At 60.9% G+C, this 19813-nt stretch carries 18 protein-coding genes; 3 read left to right on the top strand and 15 right to left on the bottom strand.

What is annotated here, in order from left to right; genetic code table 11:
• Positions 1-34: 34 nt before the first annotated feature.
• From SSARUM2_RS03090 to SSARUM2_RS03075, 4 genes are all read right to left on the bottom strand, one after another.
• Positions 35-1924, bottom strand: a complete 1890-nt coding sequence (locus SSARUM2_RS03090; protein ID WP_043148156.1) for a PhoX family phosphatase — start codon at positions 1922-1924, stop codon at positions 35-37.
• Between the two features lie 180 nt (positions 1925-2104).
• A complete protein-coding gene (folA, locus tag SSARUM2_RS03085; protein ID WP_033637073.1) occupies positions 2105-2587 on the bottom strand; it encodes a type 3 dihydrofolate reductase in 483 nt (160 codons plus the stop codon).
• 143 nt (positions 2588-2730) lie between these two features.
• Positions 2731-3195 carry a threonine/serine exporter gene (locus tag SSARUM2_RS03080; protein WP_033637072.1) on the bottom strand — a complete coding sequence of 155 codons (465 nt, stop codon included), beginning with the start codon at positions 3193-3195 and terminating at the stop codon, positions 2731-2733.
• Positions 3192-3992 carry a threonine/serine exporter ThrE family protein gene (locus tag SSARUM2_RS03075; RefSeq protein WP_041033215.1) on the bottom strand — a complete coding sequence of 267 codons (801 nt, stop codon included), beginning with the start codon at positions 3990-3992 and terminating at the stop codon, positions 3192-3194. Before SSARUM2_RS03075 ends, SSARUM2_RS03080 begins: the two co-directional genes overlap by 4 nt.
• A 127-nt stretch (positions 3993-4119) precedes the next feature.
• On the opposite strand from SSARUM2_RS03075, the gene SSARUM2_RS03070 reads away from it, so the two are divergent.
• Positions 4120-4734, top strand: coding sequence for a LysE family translocator (locus tag SSARUM2_RS03070; protein ID WP_015376619.1), 615 nt, complete (start codon positions 4120-4122; stop codon positions 4732-4734).
• A gap of 35 nt (positions 4735-4769) precedes the next feature.
• On the opposite strand, the gene kefC is transcribed toward SSARUM2_RS03070, so the two are convergent.
• The 4 genes from kefC to carA form a co-directional block, all read right to left on the bottom strand.
• Positions 4770-6623 carry a glutathione-regulated potassium-efflux system protein KefC gene (kefC, locus tag SSARUM2_RS03065; protein WP_033637070.1) on the bottom strand — a complete coding sequence of 618 codons (1854 nt, stop codon included), beginning with the start codon at positions 6621-6623 and terminating at the stop codon, positions 4770-4772.
• Positions 6616-7173 (bottom strand): glutathione-regulated potassium-efflux system oxidoreductase KefF, encoded by a 558-nt coding sequence (kefF, locus tag SSARUM2_RS03060; protein WP_033637069.1) that lies wholly within the window; start codon positions 7171-7173, stop codon positions 6616-6618. The genes kefC and kefF overlap by 8 nt, the downstream gene beginning before the upstream one ends.
• 176 nt (positions 7174-7349) lie before the next feature.
• Complete coding sequence (gene carB / locus SSARUM2_RS03055) at positions 7350-10574, bottom strand: carbamoyl-phosphate synthase large subunit (RefSeq protein ID WP_038873387.1); 3225 nt, start codon at positions 10572-10574, stop codon at positions 7350-7352.
• A gap of 16 nt (positions 10575-10590) precedes the next feature.
• Positions 10591-11739, bottom strand: a complete 1149-nt coding sequence (carA, locus tag SSARUM2_RS03050) for a glutamine-hydrolyzing carbamoyl-phosphate synthase small subunit (RefSeq protein WP_049234046.1) — start codon at positions 11737-11739, stop codon at positions 10591-10593.
• Between the two features lie 116 nt (positions 11740-11855).
• Here carA and SSARUM2_RS03045 point away from each other — a divergent pair, with 116 nt between their 5' ends.
• Complete coding sequence (locus tag SSARUM2_RS03045; RefSeq protein WP_133160031.1) at positions 11856-12083, top strand: hypothetical protein; 228 nt, start codon at positions 11856-11858, stop codon at positions 12081-12083.
• A 126-nt stretch (positions 12084-12209) separates the two neighbouring features.
• On the opposite strand, the gene dapB is transcribed toward SSARUM2_RS03045, so the two are convergent.
• The 4 genes from dapB to pvcA form a co-directional block, all read right to left on the bottom strand.
• The gene (gene dapB, locus SSARUM2_RS03040) at positions 12210-13031 is read right to left on the bottom strand and encodes a 4-hydroxy-tetrahydrodipicolinate reductase (protein ID WP_033649157.1); all 822 of its coding nucleotides are present in this window, start codon (positions 13029-13031) and stop codon (positions 12210-12212) included.
• Positions 13032-13294: 263 nt separating this feature from the next.
• On the bottom strand, positions 13295-14554 hold the full coding sequence (locus tag SSARUM2_RS03035) for a nucleotide disphospho-sugar-binding domain-containing protein (protein WP_060452782.1): 1260 nt from the start codon (positions 14552-14554) through the stop codon (positions 13295-13297).
• 24 nt (positions 14555-14578) lie between these two features.
• Positions 14579-15442, bottom strand: a complete 864-nt coding sequence (locus SSARUM2_RS03030) for a TauD/TfdA family dioxygenase (protein WP_049213074.1) — start codon at positions 15440-15442, stop codon at positions 14579-14581.
• A gap of 96 nt (positions 15443-15538) precedes the next feature.
• Positions 15539-16504: an L-tyrosine isonitrile synthase gene (gene pvcA, locus SSARUM2_RS03025; protein ID WP_033649152.1), complete on the bottom strand. Its 966-nt coding sequence runs from the start codon at positions 16502-16504 to the stop codon at positions 15539-15541.
• Positions 16505-16694: 190 nt separating this feature from the next.
• Here pvcA and SSARUM2_RS03020 point away from each other — a divergent pair, with 190 nt between their 5' ends.
• Positions 16695-17621 carry a LysR family transcriptional regulator gene (locus SSARUM2_RS03020; protein ID WP_039568761.1) on the top strand — a complete coding sequence of 309 codons (927 nt, stop codon included), beginning with the start codon at positions 16695-16697 and terminating at the stop codon, positions 17619-17621.
• 274 nt (positions 17622-17895) lie between these two features.
• Here the strand turns inward: SSARUM2_RS03020 and ispH are convergent, their stop codons facing one another.
• The 3 genes from ispH to lspA are packed head-to-tail and all read right to left on the bottom strand — an operon-like array spanning position 17896 to position 19811.
• Positions 17896-18849 carry a 4-hydroxy-3-methylbut-2-enyl diphosphate reductase gene (gene ispH, locus SSARUM2_RS03015; protein ID WP_033637058.1) on the bottom strand — a complete coding sequence of 318 codons (954 nt, stop codon included), beginning with the start codon at positions 18847-18849 and terminating at the stop codon, positions 17896-17898.
• The gene (fkpB, locus tag SSARUM2_RS03010; protein ID WP_033637057.1) at positions 18830-19300 is read right to left on the bottom strand and encodes an FKBP-type peptidyl-prolyl cis-trans isomerase; all 471 of its coding nucleotides are present in this window, start codon (positions 19298-19300) and stop codon (positions 18830-18832) included. Before fkpB ends, ispH begins: the two co-directional genes overlap by 20 nt.
• 1 nt (position 19301) lies before the next feature.
• The gene (gene lspA, locus SSARUM2_RS03005) at positions 19302-19811 is read right to left on the bottom strand and encodes a signal peptidase II (RefSeq protein WP_033637056.1); all 510 of its coding nucleotides are present in this window, start codon (positions 19809-19811) and stop codon (positions 19302-19304) included.
• Between the last annotated feature and the right edge of the window lie 2 nt (positions 19812-19813).

The following is a 19813-nucleotide window of genomic DNA, read 5'->3' as shown; positions in this document are numbered from 1 at the left end:
GCGGCCCCAGGCCGCCTTTGCTCTCTTTAGCGCCTTACGCCCCAATCACCCCGCCATCTTCACGCGTGATCATCAACACCGATGAACGCGGGCGCGGGCTGTTGTTTGGGAAGTGCGAATCGCCCTCTTCTCCCGGATGCTGCACGTTGACGAACATCGTCTTGTAGTCCGGGGTGAAGGTGATGCCGGTCAGTTCGCAGGACTTCGGCCCCACCATGAAACGGCGAATTTCGCCGCTGATCGGATCGCCCACCAGCATCTGGTTGTTGCCCTGCCCGGCGTAATCGCCCTTGTTGCTGTACTTGCCGTCGGTGAGGATCCACAGGCGGCCGGCGCGATCGAAGCCCAGCCCATCCGGGCTGTTGAAGGTATTTTCCGCCGTGATGTTCGGCGTGCCGCGGTTGACGCCTTCCGGATGGGCGATCGGATTGCCGCACAGCGCATAGATGTCCCAGGCGAAGGTGCCGGCGGTGGCGTCGCCGCCCTCGTCCCAGCGAATGATCTGGCCATAGATATTGTTCGGCCGCGGGTTGGCGGCGTTCAGCGGCATCCCTTCCTCGCCGCGCTTGCTGTTGTTGGTCAACGTGCAGTACGCGCGGCCGTCATGCGGGTTCACCGCGATCCACTCCGGGCGATCCATTTTGGTGGCGCCGACCTGCTGCGCCGCCTTGCGGGCGAAGATCAGCACTTCGGCCTCGTCGCGGAAACCGTTCTCCGGCGTCAGGCCGTTCTTGCCGAACTCGAGCGCAATCCAGCGCCCTTTGCCCTTCAGCGGCGTGCCGGTCTCATCGCCGTCGAACTGCGCCACGTACAGCGTCCCTTCGTCCAGCAGCGTGCGATTGTTGGCCGGATTGGCGGCGTCGACCACGCCTTTGGAAACGTACTTATAGATATGTTCGCCGCGCTCGTCGTCCCCCATGTACACCACCAAACGGCCATCTTTGGCCACGGTCACCGCCGCGTTCTCGTGCTTGAAGCGGCCCAGCGCGGTGTGCTTGATGGGCGTCGAGGTCGGATTCAGCGGGTCAATCTCGACGATCCAGCCGTGGCGGTTGAATTCATTGGGGTTCTTCGCCACGTCGAAGCGCTCGTCATAGTCCGGCCAGTTGCGCTCCGGTTCGCTGGCCTTCAGCGTGTAGCGCTTCTGTTCCGGCGTGGTTTTGTAATCAGCCTGATGAGTGCCAAAGTAGGTATCGAAGTTTTCTTCGCAGGTCAGGTAGGTGCCCCACGGCGTCTTGCCGTTGGCGCAGTTGCCGAAAGTGCCCAGTACCTTGCGCCCGCTCGGATCGGCGGCGGTCTGCAGCAGCGGGTGCCCGGCGGCCGGGCCGCTGAACTGCATTTCGGTATTGGCGGTGATGCGGCGGTTATAGCGCGACGGGCGCTCCACCTCCCAGCGCTGGCCGTCGCCGACGCGCTTTACCGCCACGATGGAGACGCCGTGCGCCGCCTGCGATTTACGCACCTCTTCCAGGCTGGTAGCCTTGGCGCCGCCGTGAGCGAACAGGTACTGCTCGTTAACGTATTCGTTATTGATGGCCATCACGCCGTGATTGTCATCGATCGGGAAGAAGCTCATGCCGTCGTTATTGTCGCCGAACTGTTTTTCCTGATCGGCGGCGCTGTTGTTGCCCTGCGGATCGAAGGCCGGCGCGCCGTCCACCAGCGGCTCGCCCCAGGAGATCAGCACCTCGGCGCGGTAGCCTGGCGCGATGGTCACCTCATCGGCGGTAGACGCGGCGATGCCCTGAAAACCCAACAGCTTGTTCGGCGGCAGATCCTCGGCCAACGCCTCACTGGAGACCGACCAGATGCCGCCGCCGAGAAAACCGGCCAGGCCGACGGCGCCGGCGCTGCCGAGCAGCAGTTTGCGGCGAGTGGGATCGATCAGGCGGTCGGCGTCTAATTGCTCAATTTGCTTGGTCATAGCGTGGTTACCTTTTTAGTTATGGCGCCGCGGTCAAGATTCACCAGAGTTGCCGTGGCGCTCGGAGTTGGGCTTCATACTAATCAGGTAATGTGACGGAAAGGTTACAAACGACGGGCGCAAAAAGGCCGGGGGCGCAATTGCTTGCGCCCCCGGGGAGGGTTGGCTAACGCGCTTAAATCAGCGGCGCTGCAGGATTTCGAAGCAGTAGCTGTGCGAGTTCAGATCGTCGGCGTCGTGGAATTCGCTGAACGTGGTTTCCCACTCGTCCGGCTCGTAATCCGGGAAGTGGGTATCGCCGCCGACTTCGGCGTCGATGTGCGTCAGGTACAGGCGATCGGCGCGCGGCAGCAGTTGGGTATAGATGCGCCCACCGCCGATCACCATCACTTCTTCCACCTCGCCCGCGGCGGCCAGCGCTTCATCCAGCGAGGTCACCCAGGTCACCCCGGCGGCATTGCCCGGGCGGCTGCTCAAAACGATATTGTGGCGGCCTGGCAGCGGGCGGCCGATGGACTCGAAGGTCTTGCGGCCCATAATAACCGGCTTATTCAACGTGTTGCGTTTAAACCACGCAAGGTCCGCCGGCAGGTGCCACGGCATGGCGTTTTCCATGCCAATAACGCGATCCGCCGCCAAGGCAGCGATCAGGCTGATAATCATTGTTTAACCCTGTGTAGGCAGCAAAATTGGTGACACTATACGTAAAGGCCTGAGTGCCGTCGATAGGCTAATCAAGCAAGATGAATATATAAGATAGCTCTTATCAGTATATCTAATAACCAACGATCTCCCGCCAGGTCATTTCACACGCCGGGGCGTTTGCGGTACAGCCACAGGCCCGGCAACGACAGGCCGATCGACAATGCGCCAACGATAAAACTGGCCTTGAGGAAGTTGGTGATCATGGTCTCCATCAGGGCTTCGCTGTAGCCCAGATGCGAGATCTCCACCACCGTTATCATCGCGGTATAGGCGGAAATGCCGGGGAACATCGGGATCACCGCCGCCACGGTGAACACCTTCGGGTGCGCCAGCAGCCAGCGCGACCAGTAGATGCCGATGATACCGATCAGGATCGCCGCCAGCAGCGAGGCCCACTCGATGTTCATGCCGCCGTGCATCATCAGCATGCGCGAGCCGCGCCCGATAGCCCCGAGCAACGCGCAATAGCGCAGCGCGCGCAGCGGCACGTTGAACACCATGGCGAAGCCCAGCGCCGGCACCGCCGCCAACAGCATCTCCTGCAACAAGGCCCACAGCAGACTCATGACCACCCCCGCAGATCCCATAGCGACATCGCCATCACCACCCCGATGCAGGTCGCCAGCGTCAGCAGGCTGGCCATCGCCCAACGCGCCAGCCCGGTATTGACGTGCCCCTTGAACATGTCTGCCACCGCGTTGATCAGCGGGAAGCCCGGCACCAGCAACAGCACGCTGGCGGCCATCGCCACGCTCGAGGTGTCTTTAAACGCCGGCAGGCGCAGCAGCAGTCCGGAGATCGACGTAGCGACAAACGCCGTCAGGCAAAAATTGATCAGCGGATTCATATGGCGGGCGGTGAGGATTTGGCGCACCAGCATCGCCGCGCCGCTGGCGATAAAGGTCACCAGGAAAGCATCGCCGCCGCCGCCGTTGAGCATGCTGAAACACCCGCAGGACAACCCCACCATCAGCACCACCAGCCAGCGCGGGTAACGCAGCGGCCGGATCCTGTCAAAGCGGCGCGCCACGTCGTGCGCATCCGCCAGGTGGTGCTCGGCGAGGATCACGATATGCTGCACTTCGGTCACCACCTGCATATTGATGCCGCGATCGACGTTCTTGCGGGTGGTGGTCAGGCAGGCGCCGTGGCTGAGGGTGGTCAACACCACCGCATTGGCGGAGATCGAGCTTTCCACGCTGTCCATCCCCAGCGCCAGCCCCAGGCGGGTCGACAGCTGTTCCACCACCGTGCTCTCGGCGCCGTGCTGCAACAGCAGCAGCGCGCATTGAATGCACAGGCGGGTAATTTCACGCTGTTGCCGGTGCGGCTCCGGCCGGTCTGTGGCGTTAGTCTGCTGCATGGTGCTCCGTTGCTGGCGGTAGATGAATTATTATCATAGAGCCTAACAATACCTCATTGGGTTGATGCGCATCAGAGGAAGCGGCGTTATTATCGCCAGAACTCTGTCTTTTGCGCGAGACGCTCCCATGCTTGAAACTTCGCTGTTCGTCGCCGGCATTGCCGCCCTCGGCATGCTCTCCCCCGGCCCGGATTTTTTCCTGGTGATCAAAAACGCCGCCCGCTATCCACGGCTGGCCGCCATGATGACCGCCTTCGGCGTGATCTGCGGCGTCGCCACCCACATGTCCTACTGCGTCGCCGGGCTGGCGGTGGTGATCACCACCACGCCGTGGCTGTTTAACCTGCTGAAATACGCCGGGGCGGTCTATCTGGTGTGGATCGGCATCCAGGCGCTGCTGTCGCGCGGCGGCGGCAAGATGAACGTCAGCAATCTGCCGCAGCAGCAGGTCAGCCTGAAGAGCGCCTTTGCGCAAGGCTACCTGTGCAACCTGCTGAACCCGAAGGCCACCCTGTTCTTCCTGGCGGTGTTCACCCAGGTGCTGCAGATCGATTCCGGTCTGGGCGACAAGCTGTGGTACGCGGGGATTATTCTCGGCCTGTCGGTTATCTGGTGGCCGCTGCTGGTGTTCCTGATCCAGAGCGGGCCGGTGCGCCGCGGGTTGGAAAAGACCCAGAAGATCGTCGACAAGCTGCTGGGCGGCATGCTGATCGCCTTGGGCATCAAGGTCGCGCTGAGCTAAGCAAAAGAAGGGGCGCCGATCTGGCGCCCCTACTCTTATCCTTTGGCTTCCACCACCTCGTCCTCCGGCGCCTTGCCGTCGATACTGCCGCGCCAGCCGGTCTGCTGCACCCGCGCCAGCCGATTCTGATCCTGCTCGATGGCCGCGCTGAGCATCTCCTTGGCCCGCTGCAGGCTGGCGATGCGGAACTCGGTGTCCTGATAATTCTCCAGCGTGTCTTCCAGCATCTTCAGGTTATAGCGGCGGAACGTGTCCGCCTTCTCGCGCGCCTCATAGGCGTCCAGCCCCAGCAGCTCCAGCGTTTCACGGCCGACGCGCAGCGAGCTTTCGAAGGTTTCGCGCTCCGGTTTTTCCACCCCCAGCTGCCGCAGCTGATACCAGTGATCGACGTCGCGCGCCCGTGCCACCACCTTCAGATGCGGGAAGTGCTGCCTGGCCAGCTCGGTTAGCGCCAGACTGTCTTCCACGTCATCGATGGCGTTGATCAGCACCTTGGCGTGGGCGGCGCCAGCGGCCTCCAGCAGATCGGCGCGCGTGGCGTCGCCGTAGAACACCTTGGTGTCGAATTTGCGCAGCGTTTCGATATGGTCCGGATCGTGATCCAGCACCACGGTGTGTACGCCGTTGGCCAGCAGCAAGCGGCCGGCGATCTGGCCGAAACGGCCGAAGCCGGCGATGATCACGCTGGCATTTTCGTCGTCGATGACGTCCGCCGGGCGCTCCTCTTTCGGCGCATTTTTCTCCAGCTGCGCGGCGATCACCAACAGCAGCGGCGTGGCCGCCATCGACAGCGCCACCGCCAGCGTCAGCGATTTGGCCCATTCGACCGGCAGTACGCCGGCCAGCTGCGCGGCGCTGAAGATCACGAAGGCGAATTCACTGCCCTGCCCCAGCAGAATGGCAAACAGGCCGCGCTGGCGCTTCGGCACGCCGAGCAGCGGCCCAATCAGCCACAGCAGCGCCGCCTTGATCAGCATAAAGCCCAGCAACAGCGAGGCGATCAGCAGCGGGTGATGGAACAGCGTGCCGAAGTCGATCGACATGCCGACGCCGATAAAGAACAGCCCCAGCAGCAGCCCTTTGAACGGCTGAATATCGCTCTCCAGCGCGTGGCGGTATTCCGAGCTCGCCAGCAGCACCCCGGCGAGGAACGCCCCCATCGCCATCGACAGCCCGGCCATCTCCAGCAGGATGCCGAAACCGAACACCAGGAACAGCGCCACGGCGCTGAACACTTCGCGCATGCCCGAACGGGCGACGAAGTGCAGCAGCGGGCGGGTGACGTAGCGGCCGAGCAGCACCACCATCGTCAACGCGCCCACCACCTTGGCCGCCGACAGCACGAAAGCGCCCAGCGTGGTGGTGGCGCCGCTGCTGGCCAGCAGCGGGATCATCGCCACCAGCGGGATCGCCGCGATATCCTGGAACAGCAGCACCGCAAACGCGCTGCGGCCGATCGGCGACGGCGTCAAATTGCGTTCGCTCATCGCCTGCATGGCAATGGCGGTGGATGAGAGGGCCAGCGTCAGGCCGATCAGCAGCGCCACCTTCCAGTTGAGGCCGAGGAAGTAACAGAAGGCGCTCAACGCCAGGCCGCAGCCCACCATCTGAATGCTGCCGCCGCCGAACACCGAGGCGCGCAGCGTCCACAGCCGCTTGGGATCCAGCTCCAGGCCGATGATAAACAGCATCAGCACCACGCCGATCTCGGCGAAGGTCAGGATCGACTCGGCGTCCGACACCAGCTTCAGCCCCCAGGGGCCAATGATGCAGCCGGCGATCAGGTAGCCGAGCACCGAGCCCAGCCCCAGACGCACCGCGATCGGCACGAACAGCGCGGCGGAGCCGAGGTAGATCAGCCCCTCGATCATCATGTGGTGATTATCCATGGCTGGCCTCCCGAGTTTCCGCTTCGGCATGTTCCATCAGATAGTCGACCAACCGCTGCCGGTAGGCTTCGCCGGCGGCGAGCAGCGCCGGTTCGTTGCAGGTAAAAGTATTATGTACGGCAAAATAGGGTTGCCAGTTCATGCCGCAGTAGATCGCCGTGGCCTGCAGCGGCTGCGCCAGCGCAGCGAAGTTGGGAAAGTCGCCCAGCTCGAAGTGGTGCTCGTCGCCGCCGCTGGTCACCGCCCACAGGCAGTCTTTACCCACCAGCGCGTTGCCGTCGTGGCCGTAGGCCCAGCCGTGCTCCAGCACTTTGTCGATCCACAGCTTCAACAGCGGCGGGAAGCTGTACCACTGCATCGGATGCTGCAGCACCACCAGGTCGGCGCGCTCCAGCGCCCGCTGCTCGGCGTTGATATCGATATTGAAATCGGGGTACAGCTCATACAGCGAGCGCACCTCTACCTCGGGGAGATCCCTCACCGCCTGCAGCAGGCGCTGATTGGCATGCGAATGCCGGGGATACGGGTGAGCGTAAATTATCAGAATCATTGTTATCGTCGTTCCTTCGTTCCTTGCCAATACACCAAGCATATACCAATCACACAGGGTGACAGTTTGGCCACTGATTGATAGCGGAAATTTTTAACGCCTGCCGACAAATTCGCTGAATAAAAAAAGGGCGCTGCATTGAACTGCAGCGCCCCTGGCGTAGCGTTATCGCGCGGTTACTTGCCGATGCGCGCGTGCATTTCCTGCACCGACGTCACCTGCTCGGTCGGATCCGCTTTCAGCGCCATCGCAGTGGCGAAGCCGCCGTTCAACGTGGTGTCGTAGTGCACCTTGTACTGCAGGGCGCTGCGGCGAATCAGCTTGGAGTCCTCAATCGCCTGACGGCCGGCCGTGGTGTTGACGATGTAGGTGTACTCACCGTTCTTGATACGATCCTGAATGTGTGGACGCCCTTCGTGCACCTTGTTGACCAGGCGCGGGTTGATGCCCGCTTCGCCCAGCACCACCGCGGTGCCGTGGGTAGCGTCCAGCTCAAAGCCTTGCTTCAGTAGGCTGGCAGCCAAATCGACCACGCGAGCCTTGTCGCCTTCACGCACCGACAGCAGCGCGCGGCCCTGTTTCTTCATGCCCGAGTTGCTGCCCAGCATCGCTTTGGAGAAGGCTTCCGCAAAGGTGCGGCCCACGCCCATCACTTCCCCGGTAGAGCGCATTTCCGGCCCCAGAATCGGGTCGACGCCCGGGAATTTGTTGAACGGCAGCACCACTTCTTTCACCGAGTAGTACGGAGGGATAATTTCTTCGGTCACGCCCTGCTCGACCAGCGTTTTGCCCGCCATCACGCGCGCGGCCACCTTGGCCAACGGCACGCCGGTCGCTTTGGAGACGAACGGCACGGTGCGCGCGGCACGCGGGTTGACTTCAATCAGATAGACTTCGTTGTCTTTCACCGCGAACTGCACGTTCATCAGGCCGCGTACCTGCAGCTCGAACGCCAGTTTTTCCACCTGACGACGCATCACGTCCTGAATTTCCTGGCTCAGGGTGTATGCCGGCAGCGAACACGCGGAGTCGCCGGAGTGCACGCCCGCCTGCTCGATGTGCTCCATGATGCCGCCAATCAGCACGCGCTCGCCGTCGCAGATGGCGTCGACGTCCACTTCCACCGCGTCGTCCAGGAAGCGGTCCAGCAGCACCGGCGCATCGTTGGACACGCTGACCGCAGTCTGGAAGTAACGGCGCAGGTCGGTTTCGTCATAGACGATTTCCATCGCCCGGCCGCCCAGCACGTAGGAAGGGCGCACCACCAGCGGATAGCCGATGCCCGCCGCCTTCTCCACCGCCTGCTCGATGGCGGTGACGGTGGCGTTGGCCGGCTGCTTCAGGCCCAGACGGTTAACCGCCTGCTGGAAGCGCTCGCGGTCTTCGGCGCGGTCGATGGCGTCCGGGCTGGTGCCGATGATCGGCACGCCCGCGGCTTCCAGCTCACGCGCCAGCTTCAGCGGGGTCTGGCCGCCGTACTGCACGATCACGCCCTTCGGCTTCTCGATGCGCACGATTTCCAGCACGTCTTCCAGCGTTACCGGCTCGAAATACAGACGGTCGGAGGTGTCGTAGTCGGTGGAGACGGTTTCCGGGTTGCAGTTGACCATGATGGTCTCGTAGCCGTCTTCGCGCAGCGCCAGCGAGGCGTGCACGCAGCAGTAGTCGAACTCGATGCCCTGGCCGATACGGTTCGGCCCGCCGCCCAGCACCATCACTTTCGGCCGGTCGTTGGTCGGGTTGGACTCGCACTCTTCTTCATAGGTGGAGTACATGTAGGCGGTGTCGGTGGCGAATTCCGCCGCGCAGGTATCCACGCGCTTGTACACCGGATGCAGGCCGTGGCTGTGGCGCAGCTTGCGAATTTCGCTTTCGGCGACGCCGGCCAGCTTGGCCAGACGCGCATCGGCGAAGCCCTTGCGCTTCAGGGTGCGCAGGAACGCTTTGTTCAGGCCGTTGATGCCCGCTTCGGCCACCTGCTCTTCCAGGCGCACCAGCTCTTCAATCTGCACCAGGAACCAGCGGTCGACGTTGGTCAGGTTGAAGACGCCGTCAACCGACAGACCGGCGCGGAAGGCGTCGGCGATGTACCAGATGCGGTCAGAGCCGGCGTCTTTCAGCTCGCGGCGGATTTTGGTCAGCGCTTCCGGATCGTCCAGGCTCACTTTCGGGTCGAAGCCGGTGGCGCCCACTTCCAGGCCGCGCAGCGCTTTTTGCAGCGACTCCTGCTGGGTGCGGCCGATGGCCATCACTTCGCCGACCGATTTCATCTGGGTGGTCAGGCGGTCGTTGGCGCCGGCGAATTTCTCGAAGTTGAAGCGCGGGATCTTGGTCACGACGTAGTCGATGGACGGTTCGAACGATGCCGGGGTGCGGCCGCCGGTGATGTCGTTCATCAGCTCATCGAGGGTGTAGCCCACCGCCAGCTTGGCGGCGATCTTGGCGATAGGGAAGCCGGTGGCTTTCGACGCCAGCGCCGAAGAGCGCGACACGCGCGGGTTCATTTCGATAACGATCAGGCGGCCGGTTTTCGGGTTGACCGAGAACTGCACGTTGGAGCCGCCGGTTTCCACGCCGATCTCACGCAGCACCGCCATCGAGGCGTTGCGCATGATTTGGTATTCCTTGTCGGTCAGGGTCTGGGCCGGTGCGACGGTGATCGAGTCGCCGGTGTGGATGCCCATGGCGTCGAAGTTTTCGATCGAGCAGACGATGATGCAGTTGTCGTTCTTATCGCGCACTACCTCCATCTCGTACTCTTTCCAACCGATCAGCGATTCGTCGATCAGCAGCTCGTTGGTCGGCGACAGATCCAGACCGCGTTCGCAGATCTCTTCGAACTCTTCGCGGTTGTAGGCGATGCCGCCGCCGGTGCCGCCCATGGTAAAGGAAGGGCGGATGATGCACGGGAAGCCGACGTCAGCGGCGACCGCCAGCGCTTCTTCCATGGTGTGCGCAATGCCGGAACGCGCGGTGTCCAGACCGATTTTCTTCATCGCCACGTCGAAACGGCGACGGTCTTCGGCCTTGTCGATCGCATCGGCGGTGGCGCCGATCATGGTCACGCCGAACTCGGCCAGCACGCCCTGACGCTCCAGCTCCAGCGCGCAGTTCAGCGCCGTCTGGCCGCCCATGGTCGGCAGCACCGCATCCGGGCGCTCTTTTTCGATGATCTTGCGCACCACTTCCCAGTGGATCGGCTCGATGTAGGTCGCGTCGGCCATTTCCGGGTCGGTCATGATGGTCGCCGGGTTGGAGTTGACCAGAATGACGCGGTAACCCTCTTCGCGCAGCGCTTTACACGCCTGGGCACCCGAGTAGTCGAACTCACACGCCTGGCCGATAACGATCGGGCCAGCGCCGAGGATCAGGATGCTTTTTATGTCTGTACGTTTTGGCATTTTTTACTGCTCCTGATTATTTGGCGTTAGAACGGTAAGTCTCAATCAGTTCGATAAAGTGATCGAACAGCGGCGCGGCATCGTGCGGGCCAGGGCTGGCTTCCGGGTGACCCTGGAAACTGAACGCCGCCTTGTCGGTGCGGTGAATGCCCTGCACCGTGTGGTCGAACAGCGATTTGTGCGTGACGCGCAGGTTCGCCGGCAGGTTGTTTTCATCGACGGCGAAGCCGTGGTTCTGCGCGGTGATCATCACGGTGTTGTTGTCCAGATCCTTAACCGGGTGGTTGCCGCCGTGGTGGCCGAGCTTCATCTTCATGGTTTTCGCCCCGCTGGCCAGCGCCAGCAGCTGGTGGCCCAGGCAGATGCCGAACACCGGGATGTCGGTTTCCAGGAACTGTTTGATGGCGGCGATGGCGTAGTCGCACGGCTCCGGGTCGCCCGGGCCGTTGGACAGGAAGATGCCGTCCGGATTCATTTTCAGCACCTCGTCGGCCGGGGTCTGCGCCGGCACCACGGTCAGGCGGCAGCCGCGATCCACCAGCATGCGCAGGATGTTGCGCTTGGCGCCGTAGTCGTAAGCCACCACGTGGAACGGCAGCTCCGAGGCGGTTTTGGCTTCGGGCAGGTCGCCTTCAAGCGTCCAGCTGCCTTGCTGCCAGCTGTAAGCCTCTTGGGTGGTGACCTCTTTCGCCAGATCCATGCCCTTCAACCCCGGGAAACCTTGCGCCTTGGCCAGGGCCAGCGCGGCGTCCGGCGAGTCGGCGGCGATGATGCAGCCGTTCTGGGCGCCCTTCTCGCGCAGCAGGCGGGTTAATTTACGGGTATCGATATCGGCGATCGCCACGATGTTGTGACGCTTGAGGTAGTCGGACAGGCTTTCTTCGTTGCGGTAGTTGCTGGCGATCAGCGGGAGGTCACGAATGACGAGGCCTTGGGCGTGTACTGCGGAGGATTCTTCGTCGGAAGCATTGGTGCCGACATTGCCGATATGAGGATAAGTAAGAGTAACGATCTGGCGGGAATAGGAAGGATCAGTGAGGATTTCTTGATAACCGGTCATCGACGTATTGAAGACCACTTCCCCCACTGCCGTTCCCTCTGCCCCGATGGCCCGACCGTGGAATTGGGTTCCGTCTTCCAGAACCAATAGCGCTGACTTTATCAAAACATCCTCCGAGGAATAATCAATCACAATATTTGCATATTAATTCAGATATCGCGATCTAAATCAATGCAAAAACCGTCCGCGAGGCCAATTTTTGGCAAATTGGGCGCATTTTAATGATGAGTGCCCGGCTTGTCTACCCAAACTGCCGTTTTTTGTTTTATTTTTGCAGTTCTCGGCGCTCATGTGGCTTGAGCGTCGATAAAAACACAGAAAACCGGGGCTGGAAAACGGTTGCGAAGCTGAATGACGGAAAATGGCGCCAGAATGGGCTTAAAAAGACGCTGAAATGGGATCTGGTGGATGAAAACGGGGTGATTAGCGAGATAATCATCGATAAATAACAATCACGACAACAAAATCAAACCAACACTTCATTTTTCATGTTAAAAAAAAGGACAATAAATTTATTGTCCGATTATCATAGCATTATGATCAATACAACCACATCACGATGGTATGCAAATCAATTATAATTGGTCCAAATTCAACACGTCTCGCATATCAAACAGACCTTTATCACGGTTATGTAACCAGGAAGCCGCGCGCACCGCGCCGCTGGCAAAAGTCATACGGCTGGAGGCTTTATGGGTGATTTCCACCCGTTCACCGATGTCGGCGAACATCGCGGTGTGCTCGCCAACGATGTCTCCGGCGCGAATGGTGGCAAAGCCGATGCTTTTCGGATCGCGCTCGCCGGTATGGCCTTCGCGCGCATAGACCGCGCAGCTTTTCAGATCGCGCCCCAGCGCGCCGGCGATCGCTTCGCCCATGGCCAACGCCGTGCCCGACGGCGCATCCACTTTGTGGCGGTGGTGCGCCTCAACGATTTCGATATCGGTATAGTCGCCCATCACCTGCGCGGCCTTCTCCAGCAGTTTCAGCACCAGGTTGACGCCGACGCTGAAGTTGGCGGCGAACACGATGCCGATATGCTGCGCCGCATCGCGGATCGCCTGCTTGCCGGCGTCATCGAAGCCGGTAGTGCCAATCACCATCGCCTTGTGGTGCGCCACGCAAAAATCCAGGTAGCCCCGGGTGCTTTCCGGGCGGGTGAAGTCGATCAAAATATCGAACTCGTTCGCCACCTTCTCCAGACTGTCGCTCACCTTGACACCCAGCGCGCCAATGCCCGCCAGCTCACCGGCGTCGACGCCGATCAGGCTGGAACCCGGGCGCGACAGCGCCGCCCCCAATACCACGCCTTCCGCCTGCTGCACCGCCTGGATCAACTGACGGCCCATCCGGCCGCCGGCGCCCGCAATCGCAATGCGGATTTGTGTATCACTCATGCTTGCTCTCTTCTTGATTTGACGCCTATCCCATTAGGCTATCGATTCAGGGTAACCGCCCCGCTTCAGCGTCGCCAGAGGATTCATTTCATAATTAGAAAATTATGATATTCCCCCGCTTTCATCAGCGGCGCTGTCGTGAGATTAACATTCAACCGATTTGGCGGCCTGCGACGATTGTACATAATCATGCAGTTTCCATCGCAAAAAAATGCAGAAAAAAGGCGCCGAAAACGGCGCCTGGGGAAGGGAGAACGGCGAGGTCAGGCGGTAATGGCGGCCACTTCGTTGGCGATCGCCGTCAGCGCGTCGTGGCGGGCATAGTCCTCACGCACCAGCGCCGCACGTTGCCGATAGATCGGCTGCTGCAGAATGCGCGTCGCCGCCGCCAGGATCTGTTCAGCGCTCGGCGTGCTGGTGTGCAGGCTGATGCCGCAGCCGGCGGCCACCACGCGCGCGGCCGCCTCCAGCTTGTCCTCGCCGGTGCCGGCGACGATCAGCGGCACGCCGCTGTCCAGCGCATAGTTGATCGAGCCGTAACCGCCGTTGGTGATCAGCAGCGCCGTCTCCGGCAGCCAGCGTTCGAAGGAGATAAACTCCCGCACTCTGGCATTGCCCGGCAGCGCGTCCATCAGCCCTTCCGTCGCCCGTCCGCCGGTGGTGGCCAGCACCCGCACCGGCAGATGCGCCAGCGCTTGCAGCGTCGGCACGATCAGCTGATGCAGATCGACATTGGCCAACGTGCCCTGAGACACGATCACCAGCGGCCGACGATCGTCCGCCTCCCACAGCGTCTCTTCCGCCGCCGGCTGGCCGCCGCTGCGCAGCGAGCCGACGAATCGCACGCCGCTCGGCAGATCGTCACGCTCATATTCCAGCGCCGTGGTAGCCAGCTGCAGGAAACGCTCGCAGCCGCCGATCAGCGCGTCGGTGAACGGGCGATCCAGCGCCCGCCCGCCCGCCTGCAGCAGCGCCGCATCGAAGCTCTGCTGCACGTCATCGATCAGCACGCGCGTTTCCTCATCCACCAACTGCTCACGGGTCAACGCCTGCGGCAGCAGCGCCGGCGGGATACGCGGGCCATAAAAAATAGCATCGCGCGAAGAATACGACAGCGGCGTAACGCCGATACCGAAGACCGGCGGCCGCGCGGCGGACTGCAGCAGCGGCAGCACGCCGTAGAAGCAGTTCTCCACCATCAGCAGATCGGTCTTTTCGGCGGCGATGGCCGCACGCAGCTGCCGATCCAGCAACGGGATCGGCGCGGCGAAGAAATCCTTCAGCGCCAGCGCCATCTGCGCATTGCCCGGTGGCAGCGCGGCGCGCTCGGGGAAGTGCTCTTCCAGGTGGCGGTAATCGAAATCCACCTGCGCGTCGAACGGCACGAAGCTCGCGCCCGCCGCCTCGGCGCGTTCGCGAAACAGCGCGCCGGTCATCACCCGCACCTGATGCCCTTGGGCAATCAGGTGGCGAGCGATGGCTAACATCGGGTAGACGTGCCCCGGAGTGGCGACCGCCGCCATCAGTATCCTTGCCATAATGCTCCTTTACGCTTCTGCGTTGGCCGGCTTCAGCGCCAGATTGGCGCACACCGGGTTGCTCTGAATATGCACGCGCTGCAAATGACGCGCGGAACGGGCGGTAAAGCCCTCACGGCCGTGCAGCAGCGAGAAGTTGTCCGCCACCACCACGTCGCCCTGTTGCCATTGGTGGGCATAATAGTGACGCGGATCGTACAGATGCTGCTGCAGAGTGTGGTGGAACTGTTCCTGCTGCTGTTCCGGCACGCCGTGATATTCCAGCGCATGCTGGTTGAGGAATTTTTTCCCTTCCGTCGGCGGTTCATTGTAGCGCATGATCAAGCCCCTGCCGTTCGGGTGCTGCACCACCAGCGGCGAACAGACTTCGCCGCCGTAATGCACCACCTGCTTGATGCGGTAGGTGATCGAGACCGACAGCCACTGATCCAGCAGCGCTTCGTCCGCATTGGCCAACAGCCGCGTGGTGTCGACGAAGGTGGTGCATCCGCCTTCGTCCGGCGACGGCGCCGCCACGCAGTGGAACAGCTGAAACTCGGGGATGGTCGGCTTATACATGCCATCCCAGTGCAGCGGGACGTAGCTGCTGTCGAAGATATGATCCTTGGCGTCCGGATGCTCCTTCACGTCCAGCACCGCGCCGAACGGCCACATCATGATCTCGCCCCACAGCTCAGCGTAGCGAGTCAGAACTTCCGCCTCGCTGAAACCCGAGTCGAATCCGCGCAGCACCAGCAAGTGGTGTTCCTGCGCCAGCGCCCGCAGCGCCGCCACCGGCAGCTCGCCGATCTTTTGCCCCGGATGCTGCGGCGTCAGGATCGCGCCGAACGGGGTATTCGGTTGAATATGGCAATTAAGCGGTTGGTTGTTCATCGGTGATTCTCCTTGCATCGAATGTGCTGCTCACACGGCAACGTGCCGTCAAAAACGCGCCCGCCAGGATTTCGGGCGCAAAAGCCCGCCACGGCCTCAGGCCATCTGCGGTTGTTCGATCAGGTAATGGCTCGGCGTGCCGCGGATCTCCACCAGTTCGCCGTCCAGGCTCTGCGCGTCTTTACGCTTCATCAGCACGAACTGGCCGTTCACGTTGGCCGCCACGCCGTGCCACGGCGTCAGCCAGTCGTCTTTGGTCGGCATCATGTGGATGCCCATTTTCAGGCTGTCGGCCGGTTGCGGGTGAATCGACAGGCGGATCGCCGCCGGGAAATGCTGCGCCAGCAGGTTGCCCCAGGCCCAGCTGCGCTGGATCACGCCGCAGGCACGTTGTTTGGCGTCTTTCTGCAGCGCGGCGTTGGAACCGCTGTAGCCCGGCAGCTGGCTGTCTTCATACAGGAAGCGCGTGATGGCGCGGTACAGCAAGAGGCCCTGTTCGTCCTGCATCAGCTGTTGCTTGATCGCCTCTTCCGTTTCGGCATAGCCCTCCACCAACAGCCGGCGCAGCAGATCGTAATCATCGGTATGCTCCGCCAGGCCTTTGACGTCGCCGAGGTTGAACACGCTCAGGTGCGTCGCGCCCACTTCATGCAGCAGGCTTTCAATCTCACGCTGATAGTGGTTGATCGCTTCATCGCTGACGCGGATCAGATCGCCGAACACGTGGCCGTCGGAGCAGATAACGATATGCGCCCCCGGCGGGTAATAGAGTTGAATGCGCTGGCACAGCGAGTTGAGGAAGATCAGCGACAGCCGCTCCGCCATGTCCGGCACCGCGCCGATCACCTTGTTGGTGTTGGGCGACTTGGTGGGAAAGGCCGGCAGCACGAATTCGATACGTTGCTCGTTTTCAATGAATGCCCGAATGCGCGGCAATTGCACCTGAGTGACCCGCCGTTCTTCTTCGGCAATCGAGGTATCGTCGCCGGGGAAGCGGCGGCGGTATTGCAATAATTCACGTAGGATTTTTAACGATATTTCTTCTTTCTGAGCGCTGTCCACAATGAGCTCCTGTTGCGATGTGGCGCGGGTGCATTATTGATAAGCGCAATAAGATTTATCAAAAAGAGAAAAAACTCTGCGAAATAATAATCAGCCCGGCGTTTATATGCTTCAGGCAATATAGAAGAGATAGTGCTATATTATTAGCCCGTATAATTCACAATCTTGGTTAAGTTGTGCTTAACAAACTATGAGCAATATTTTAAAACGCATGGCCATTTTCTCAAAAGTGGTCGATTGCGGCGCATTCAGCATGGCGGCAAAAGAATTGGGCATGACGACTTCCGCCGTCAGCCAGCATATTCGCCAGTTGGAGGAACATCTGGGCATTCAATTACTGCTGCGATCGACGCGTTCATTGAGTCTGACCGAAGCCGGATTGTGCTTTTATGAAGATTGCCTGCTGATGATCCACGCCGCCGAACGTGGCCAACAACGGATCGCCGCGCTGCGCGGCGAACTGGTCGGTGAGCTGCGCGTCGCCACCTCCACCGAATTCGCCACTCACTATCTGGTGCCGGCGCTGCAAAGTTTTCTCGACGAACATCCCCGTCTCACGCTGCGGCTGGAAATTCACGATGAGAAGATAGATCTCATCACGCAGCGCATCGATCTGGCGATACGCGGCGGCGTGCTGGCCGACTCCAGCTACGTTTCCACGCGGCTGGCGCGCTGCCGCGAAGTGCTGTGCGCCTCGCCGGCTTACCTGGCGCATCACGGCGTGCCGGATTCGCCACAGGCGCTGACGCACCACCAATGGGTCACCTTTACGCCGCTCGGCAACCCGCAGTTTGTCCGCCTGATCCATCGCAACGGCGGTGAACACCGCATGCGTATGACCGGGCGCTTGTTCACCAACAGCGGTATGGCGATGAAGGAGTTGGCGCTGACCGGCAAGGGTATCATTCGCAATTTCTTCGCCAACGTTGAACGTGAATTGCGCAGCGGCGAGCTGATTGAAATATTGCCCGATTGGCGGTTACCGGAAATTAATTGCTATGCCATTATGCCGCGCAGGGAGATCCAGCCATTAAAAGTCAGACGATTGCTTGAACATATGAAACTCTATTTGCAGGAGAAGGGATTAAGCGCCGTAGAACATATTCGGCAGGAATAAAATAAGAAACATCTGCAACATCTATTATTGTAATTATTGTAATCACCTTGCCAACACCGGGCCCCATTTAGATTGCAGCCTAATGATATTTTTATTAATGACTTTTCGCCAGCCTATATAATTAATCACATCGACGTTATTTCAAATACTCAGAATAAATTTGACTTTAGTTAGCAGAAAATTTGAATATGCATGGAATATTATTTTTTTACGCGGCGCGCTTTCCAAAAAAAACGGGAAGCCTAAGCTCCCCGTTGTCATCCGCCGGCGCATGTCAGTCGATCTGACGAACGTCCACGCGCAGCTCTTTAGGCACTTCAAACACGATGTTCTCTTCACGCCCGCTGATTTCATGCACGTCCAGGCCACCCAGCGCTTTCAGGCGAGAGATCACCTCCTGCACCAGCACGTCCGGTGCCGAGGCGCCGGCGGTAACGCCGATATTGCGCGCTTCGCTCAGCCAGCTTTCCTGAATATCCGCCGCCGAGTCGATCAGATAAGCCGGTTTGCCGACGCGCTGCGCCAGTTCCGCCAGACGGTTGGAGTTGGAGGAGTTCTTCGACCCCACCACCAGCACCACGTCCGCATCGCCGGCCAGGTTGCGCACCGCTTCCTGACGGTTGGTGGTGGCGTAGCAGATATCATCCTTACGTGGCCCGATAATTTTCGGGAAACGCTGACGCAAGGCGTCGATCACGTCCGAGGTATCATCCACCGACAGCGTGGTCTGCGTCATGAAGCACAGGTTGTTTTCGTCTTTCACCTGCAGCTTCCACACGTCTTCCGGCGATTCGACCAGGTACATGCCACCCTGCGGGTTGCTGTACTGGCCCATGGTGCCTTCCACCTCCGGGTGCCCGGCGTGGCCGATCAGGATCGCTTCGGTGCCGCGGCGGCTGGCGCGCGCTACTTCCATATGCACCTTGGTCACCAGCGGGCAAGTGGCGTCGAACAGCATGGTCAGATCGCGCGCCTTGGCTTCGGCACGCACCGCCTGAGAAACGCCGTGCGCCGAGAAGATCAGGATAGAGCCGTCCGGCACTTCCGCGATCTCTTCGATAAACACGGCGCCGCGCTCACGCAGGCTGTCGACCACGTAGCGGTTGTGCACCACTTCATGCCGCACGTAGATCGGCGCGCCATACAGCTCCAGCGCGCGTTCCACGATGCTGATCGCACGATCAACCCCGGCGCAGAAGCCGCGCGGGTTAGCCAGCAATATTTGCATGCATCTCCTCCTGCTGCGGATCGATCTCCAGCACTTCGATATCGAAGGTCACCGGATGGCCCGCCAGCGGATGGTTGAAATCGACGGTGATCGAATCTTCCGCCACCGCGCGCACCACGCCCGGCATTTCACTGCCGTCGATGGCGGTAAACAGCATGATAGTGCCCACGTCCGGCACGCCGGTTTCCGCGAAGTCGCGGCGCGAGAAGAACTGAACCAGATCCGGGTTCTCCGCGCCGAACGCCGCTTCCGGCTGCAGGGTAAAGGCGCATTTGTCGCCCGCGCGCAGGCCGAGCAGCTGCGCTTCCAGCGGTGCCGACAGGCTGCCGTCCCCGAGGCGGAACAGCGCCGGCTTGCCGCTGCTGCGGGTGGATTCGGCGGTCGAACCGTCTTCCAGTTTCAGCGTAAAGTGAACCAGCACCGCGCTGTCACTGATAACCTGAGCCGTCATATTACTCACCTTTACTCTTTGCGCTTTTGTTCGCCGGCGACAGGAAACCTTCCAGCACGATCATCGCCGCGCCCACGCAGATAAAGCTGTCCGCCAGGTTGAAGGTCGGGTAGTGCCAGTCACCAACGTAGAAGTCGATGAAATCGACTACGAAACCGTGCCACAGGCGATCGAACAGATTGCCCAACGCCCCGCCGATGATAAAGGCGTAGGCGATGTTGTTCAGCTTCTGCTGCGCGGTGCTGCGGTACATCATCACCAGCAGCACCGCAACGATGGCGATGGCGATGCCGGCGAAGAACCAGCGCTGCCAGCCGCCATGGTCGGCCAAGAAGCTAAACGCGGCGCCGTAGTTGCGCGCGTAAAACAGGTTGAACGACGGGATCAACGGCTGGGACTGGCCCAGCGTAAAGTTAGCGAGGATCCACTGCTTGCTGCCGAAATCCAGCGCCAGCACCGCCACCACAACCCACAGCCAACGCAGGCCGGTCGAACAAATTGATTTACTCATCA

Origin of the sequence: Serratia sp. K-E0102, assembly GCF_029962625.1 — a bacterium.
In the GTDB taxonomy this organism is placed as follows: Bacteria; Pseudomonadota; Gammaproteobacteria; order Enterobacterales; family Enterobacteriaceae; genus Serratia; species Serratia sarumanii.
Note: the sequence above shows the minus strand (reverse complement) of the source record. Positions and strands in the feature narration are given on the sequence as shown.

What these genes read in the sequence shown, in the direction of transcription:
- SSARUM2_RS03090 (WP_043148156.1), bottom strand. Translation starts at nt 1,924, where the DNA reads ATGACCAAGCAAATTGAGCAATTAGACGCCGACCGCCTGATCGATCCC.
- folA (WP_033637073.1), bottom strand. Translation starts at nt 2,587, where the DNA reads ATGATTATCAGCCTGATCGCTGCCTTGGCGGCGGATCGCGTTATTGGC.
- SSARUM2_RS03080 (WP_033637072.1), bottom strand. Translation starts at nt 3,195, where the DNA reads ATGAGTCTGCTGTGGGCCTTGTTGCAGGAGATGCTGTTGGCGGCGGTG.
- SSARUM2_RS03075 (WP_041033215.1), bottom strand. Translation starts at nt 3,992, where the DNA reads ATGCAGCAGACTAACGCCACAGACCGGCCGGAGCCGCACCGGCAACAG.
- SSARUM2_RS03070 (WP_015376619.1), top strand. Translation starts at nt 4,120, where the DNA reads ATGCTTGAAACTTCGCTGTTCGTCGCCGGCATTGCCGCCCTCGGCATG.
- kefC (WP_033637070.1), bottom strand. Translation starts at nt 6,623, where the DNA reads ATGGATAATCACCACATGATGATCGAGGGGCTGATCTACCTCGGCTCC.
- kefF (WP_033637069.1), bottom strand. Translation starts at nt 7,173, where the DNA reads ATGATTCTGATAATTTACGCTCACCCGTATCCCCGGCATTCGCATGCC.
- carB (WP_038873387.1), bottom strand. Translation starts at nt 10,574, where the DNA reads ATGCCAAAACGTACAGACATAAAAAGCATCCTGATCCTCGGCGCTGGC.
- SSARUM2_RS03045 (WP_133160031.1), top strand. Translation starts at nt 11,856, where the DNA reads ATGATGAGTGCCCGGCTTGTCTACCCAAACTGCCGTTTTTTGTTTTAT.
- dapB (WP_033649157.1), bottom strand. Translation starts at nt 13,031, where the DNA reads ATGAGTGATACACAAATCCGCATTGCGATTGCGGGCGCCGGCGGCCGG.
- SSARUM2_RS03035 (WP_060452782.1), bottom strand. Translation starts at nt 14,554, where the DNA reads ATGGCGGCGGTCGCCACTCCGGGGCACGTCTACCCGATGTTAGCCATC.
- SSARUM2_RS03030 (WP_049213074.1), bottom strand. Translation starts at nt 15,442, where the DNA reads ATGAACAACCAACCGCTTAATTGCCATATTCAACCGAATACCCCGTTC.
- SSARUM2_RS03020 (WP_039568761.1), top strand. Translation starts at nt 16,695, where the DNA reads ATGAGCAATATTTTAAAACGCATGGCCATTTTCTCAAAAGTGGTCGAT.
- ispH (WP_033637058.1), bottom strand. Translation starts at nt 18,849, where the DNA reads ATGCAAATATTGCTGGCTAACCCGCGCGGCTTCTGCGCCGGGGTTGAT.
- fkpB (WP_033637057.1), bottom strand. Translation starts at nt 19,300, where the DNA reads ATGACGGCTCAGGTTATCAGTGACAGCGCGGTGCTGGTTCACTTTACG.
- lspA (WP_033637056.1), bottom strand. Translation starts at nt 19,811, where the DNA reads ATGAGTAAATCAATTTGTTCGACCGGCCTGCGTTGGCTGTGGGTTGTG.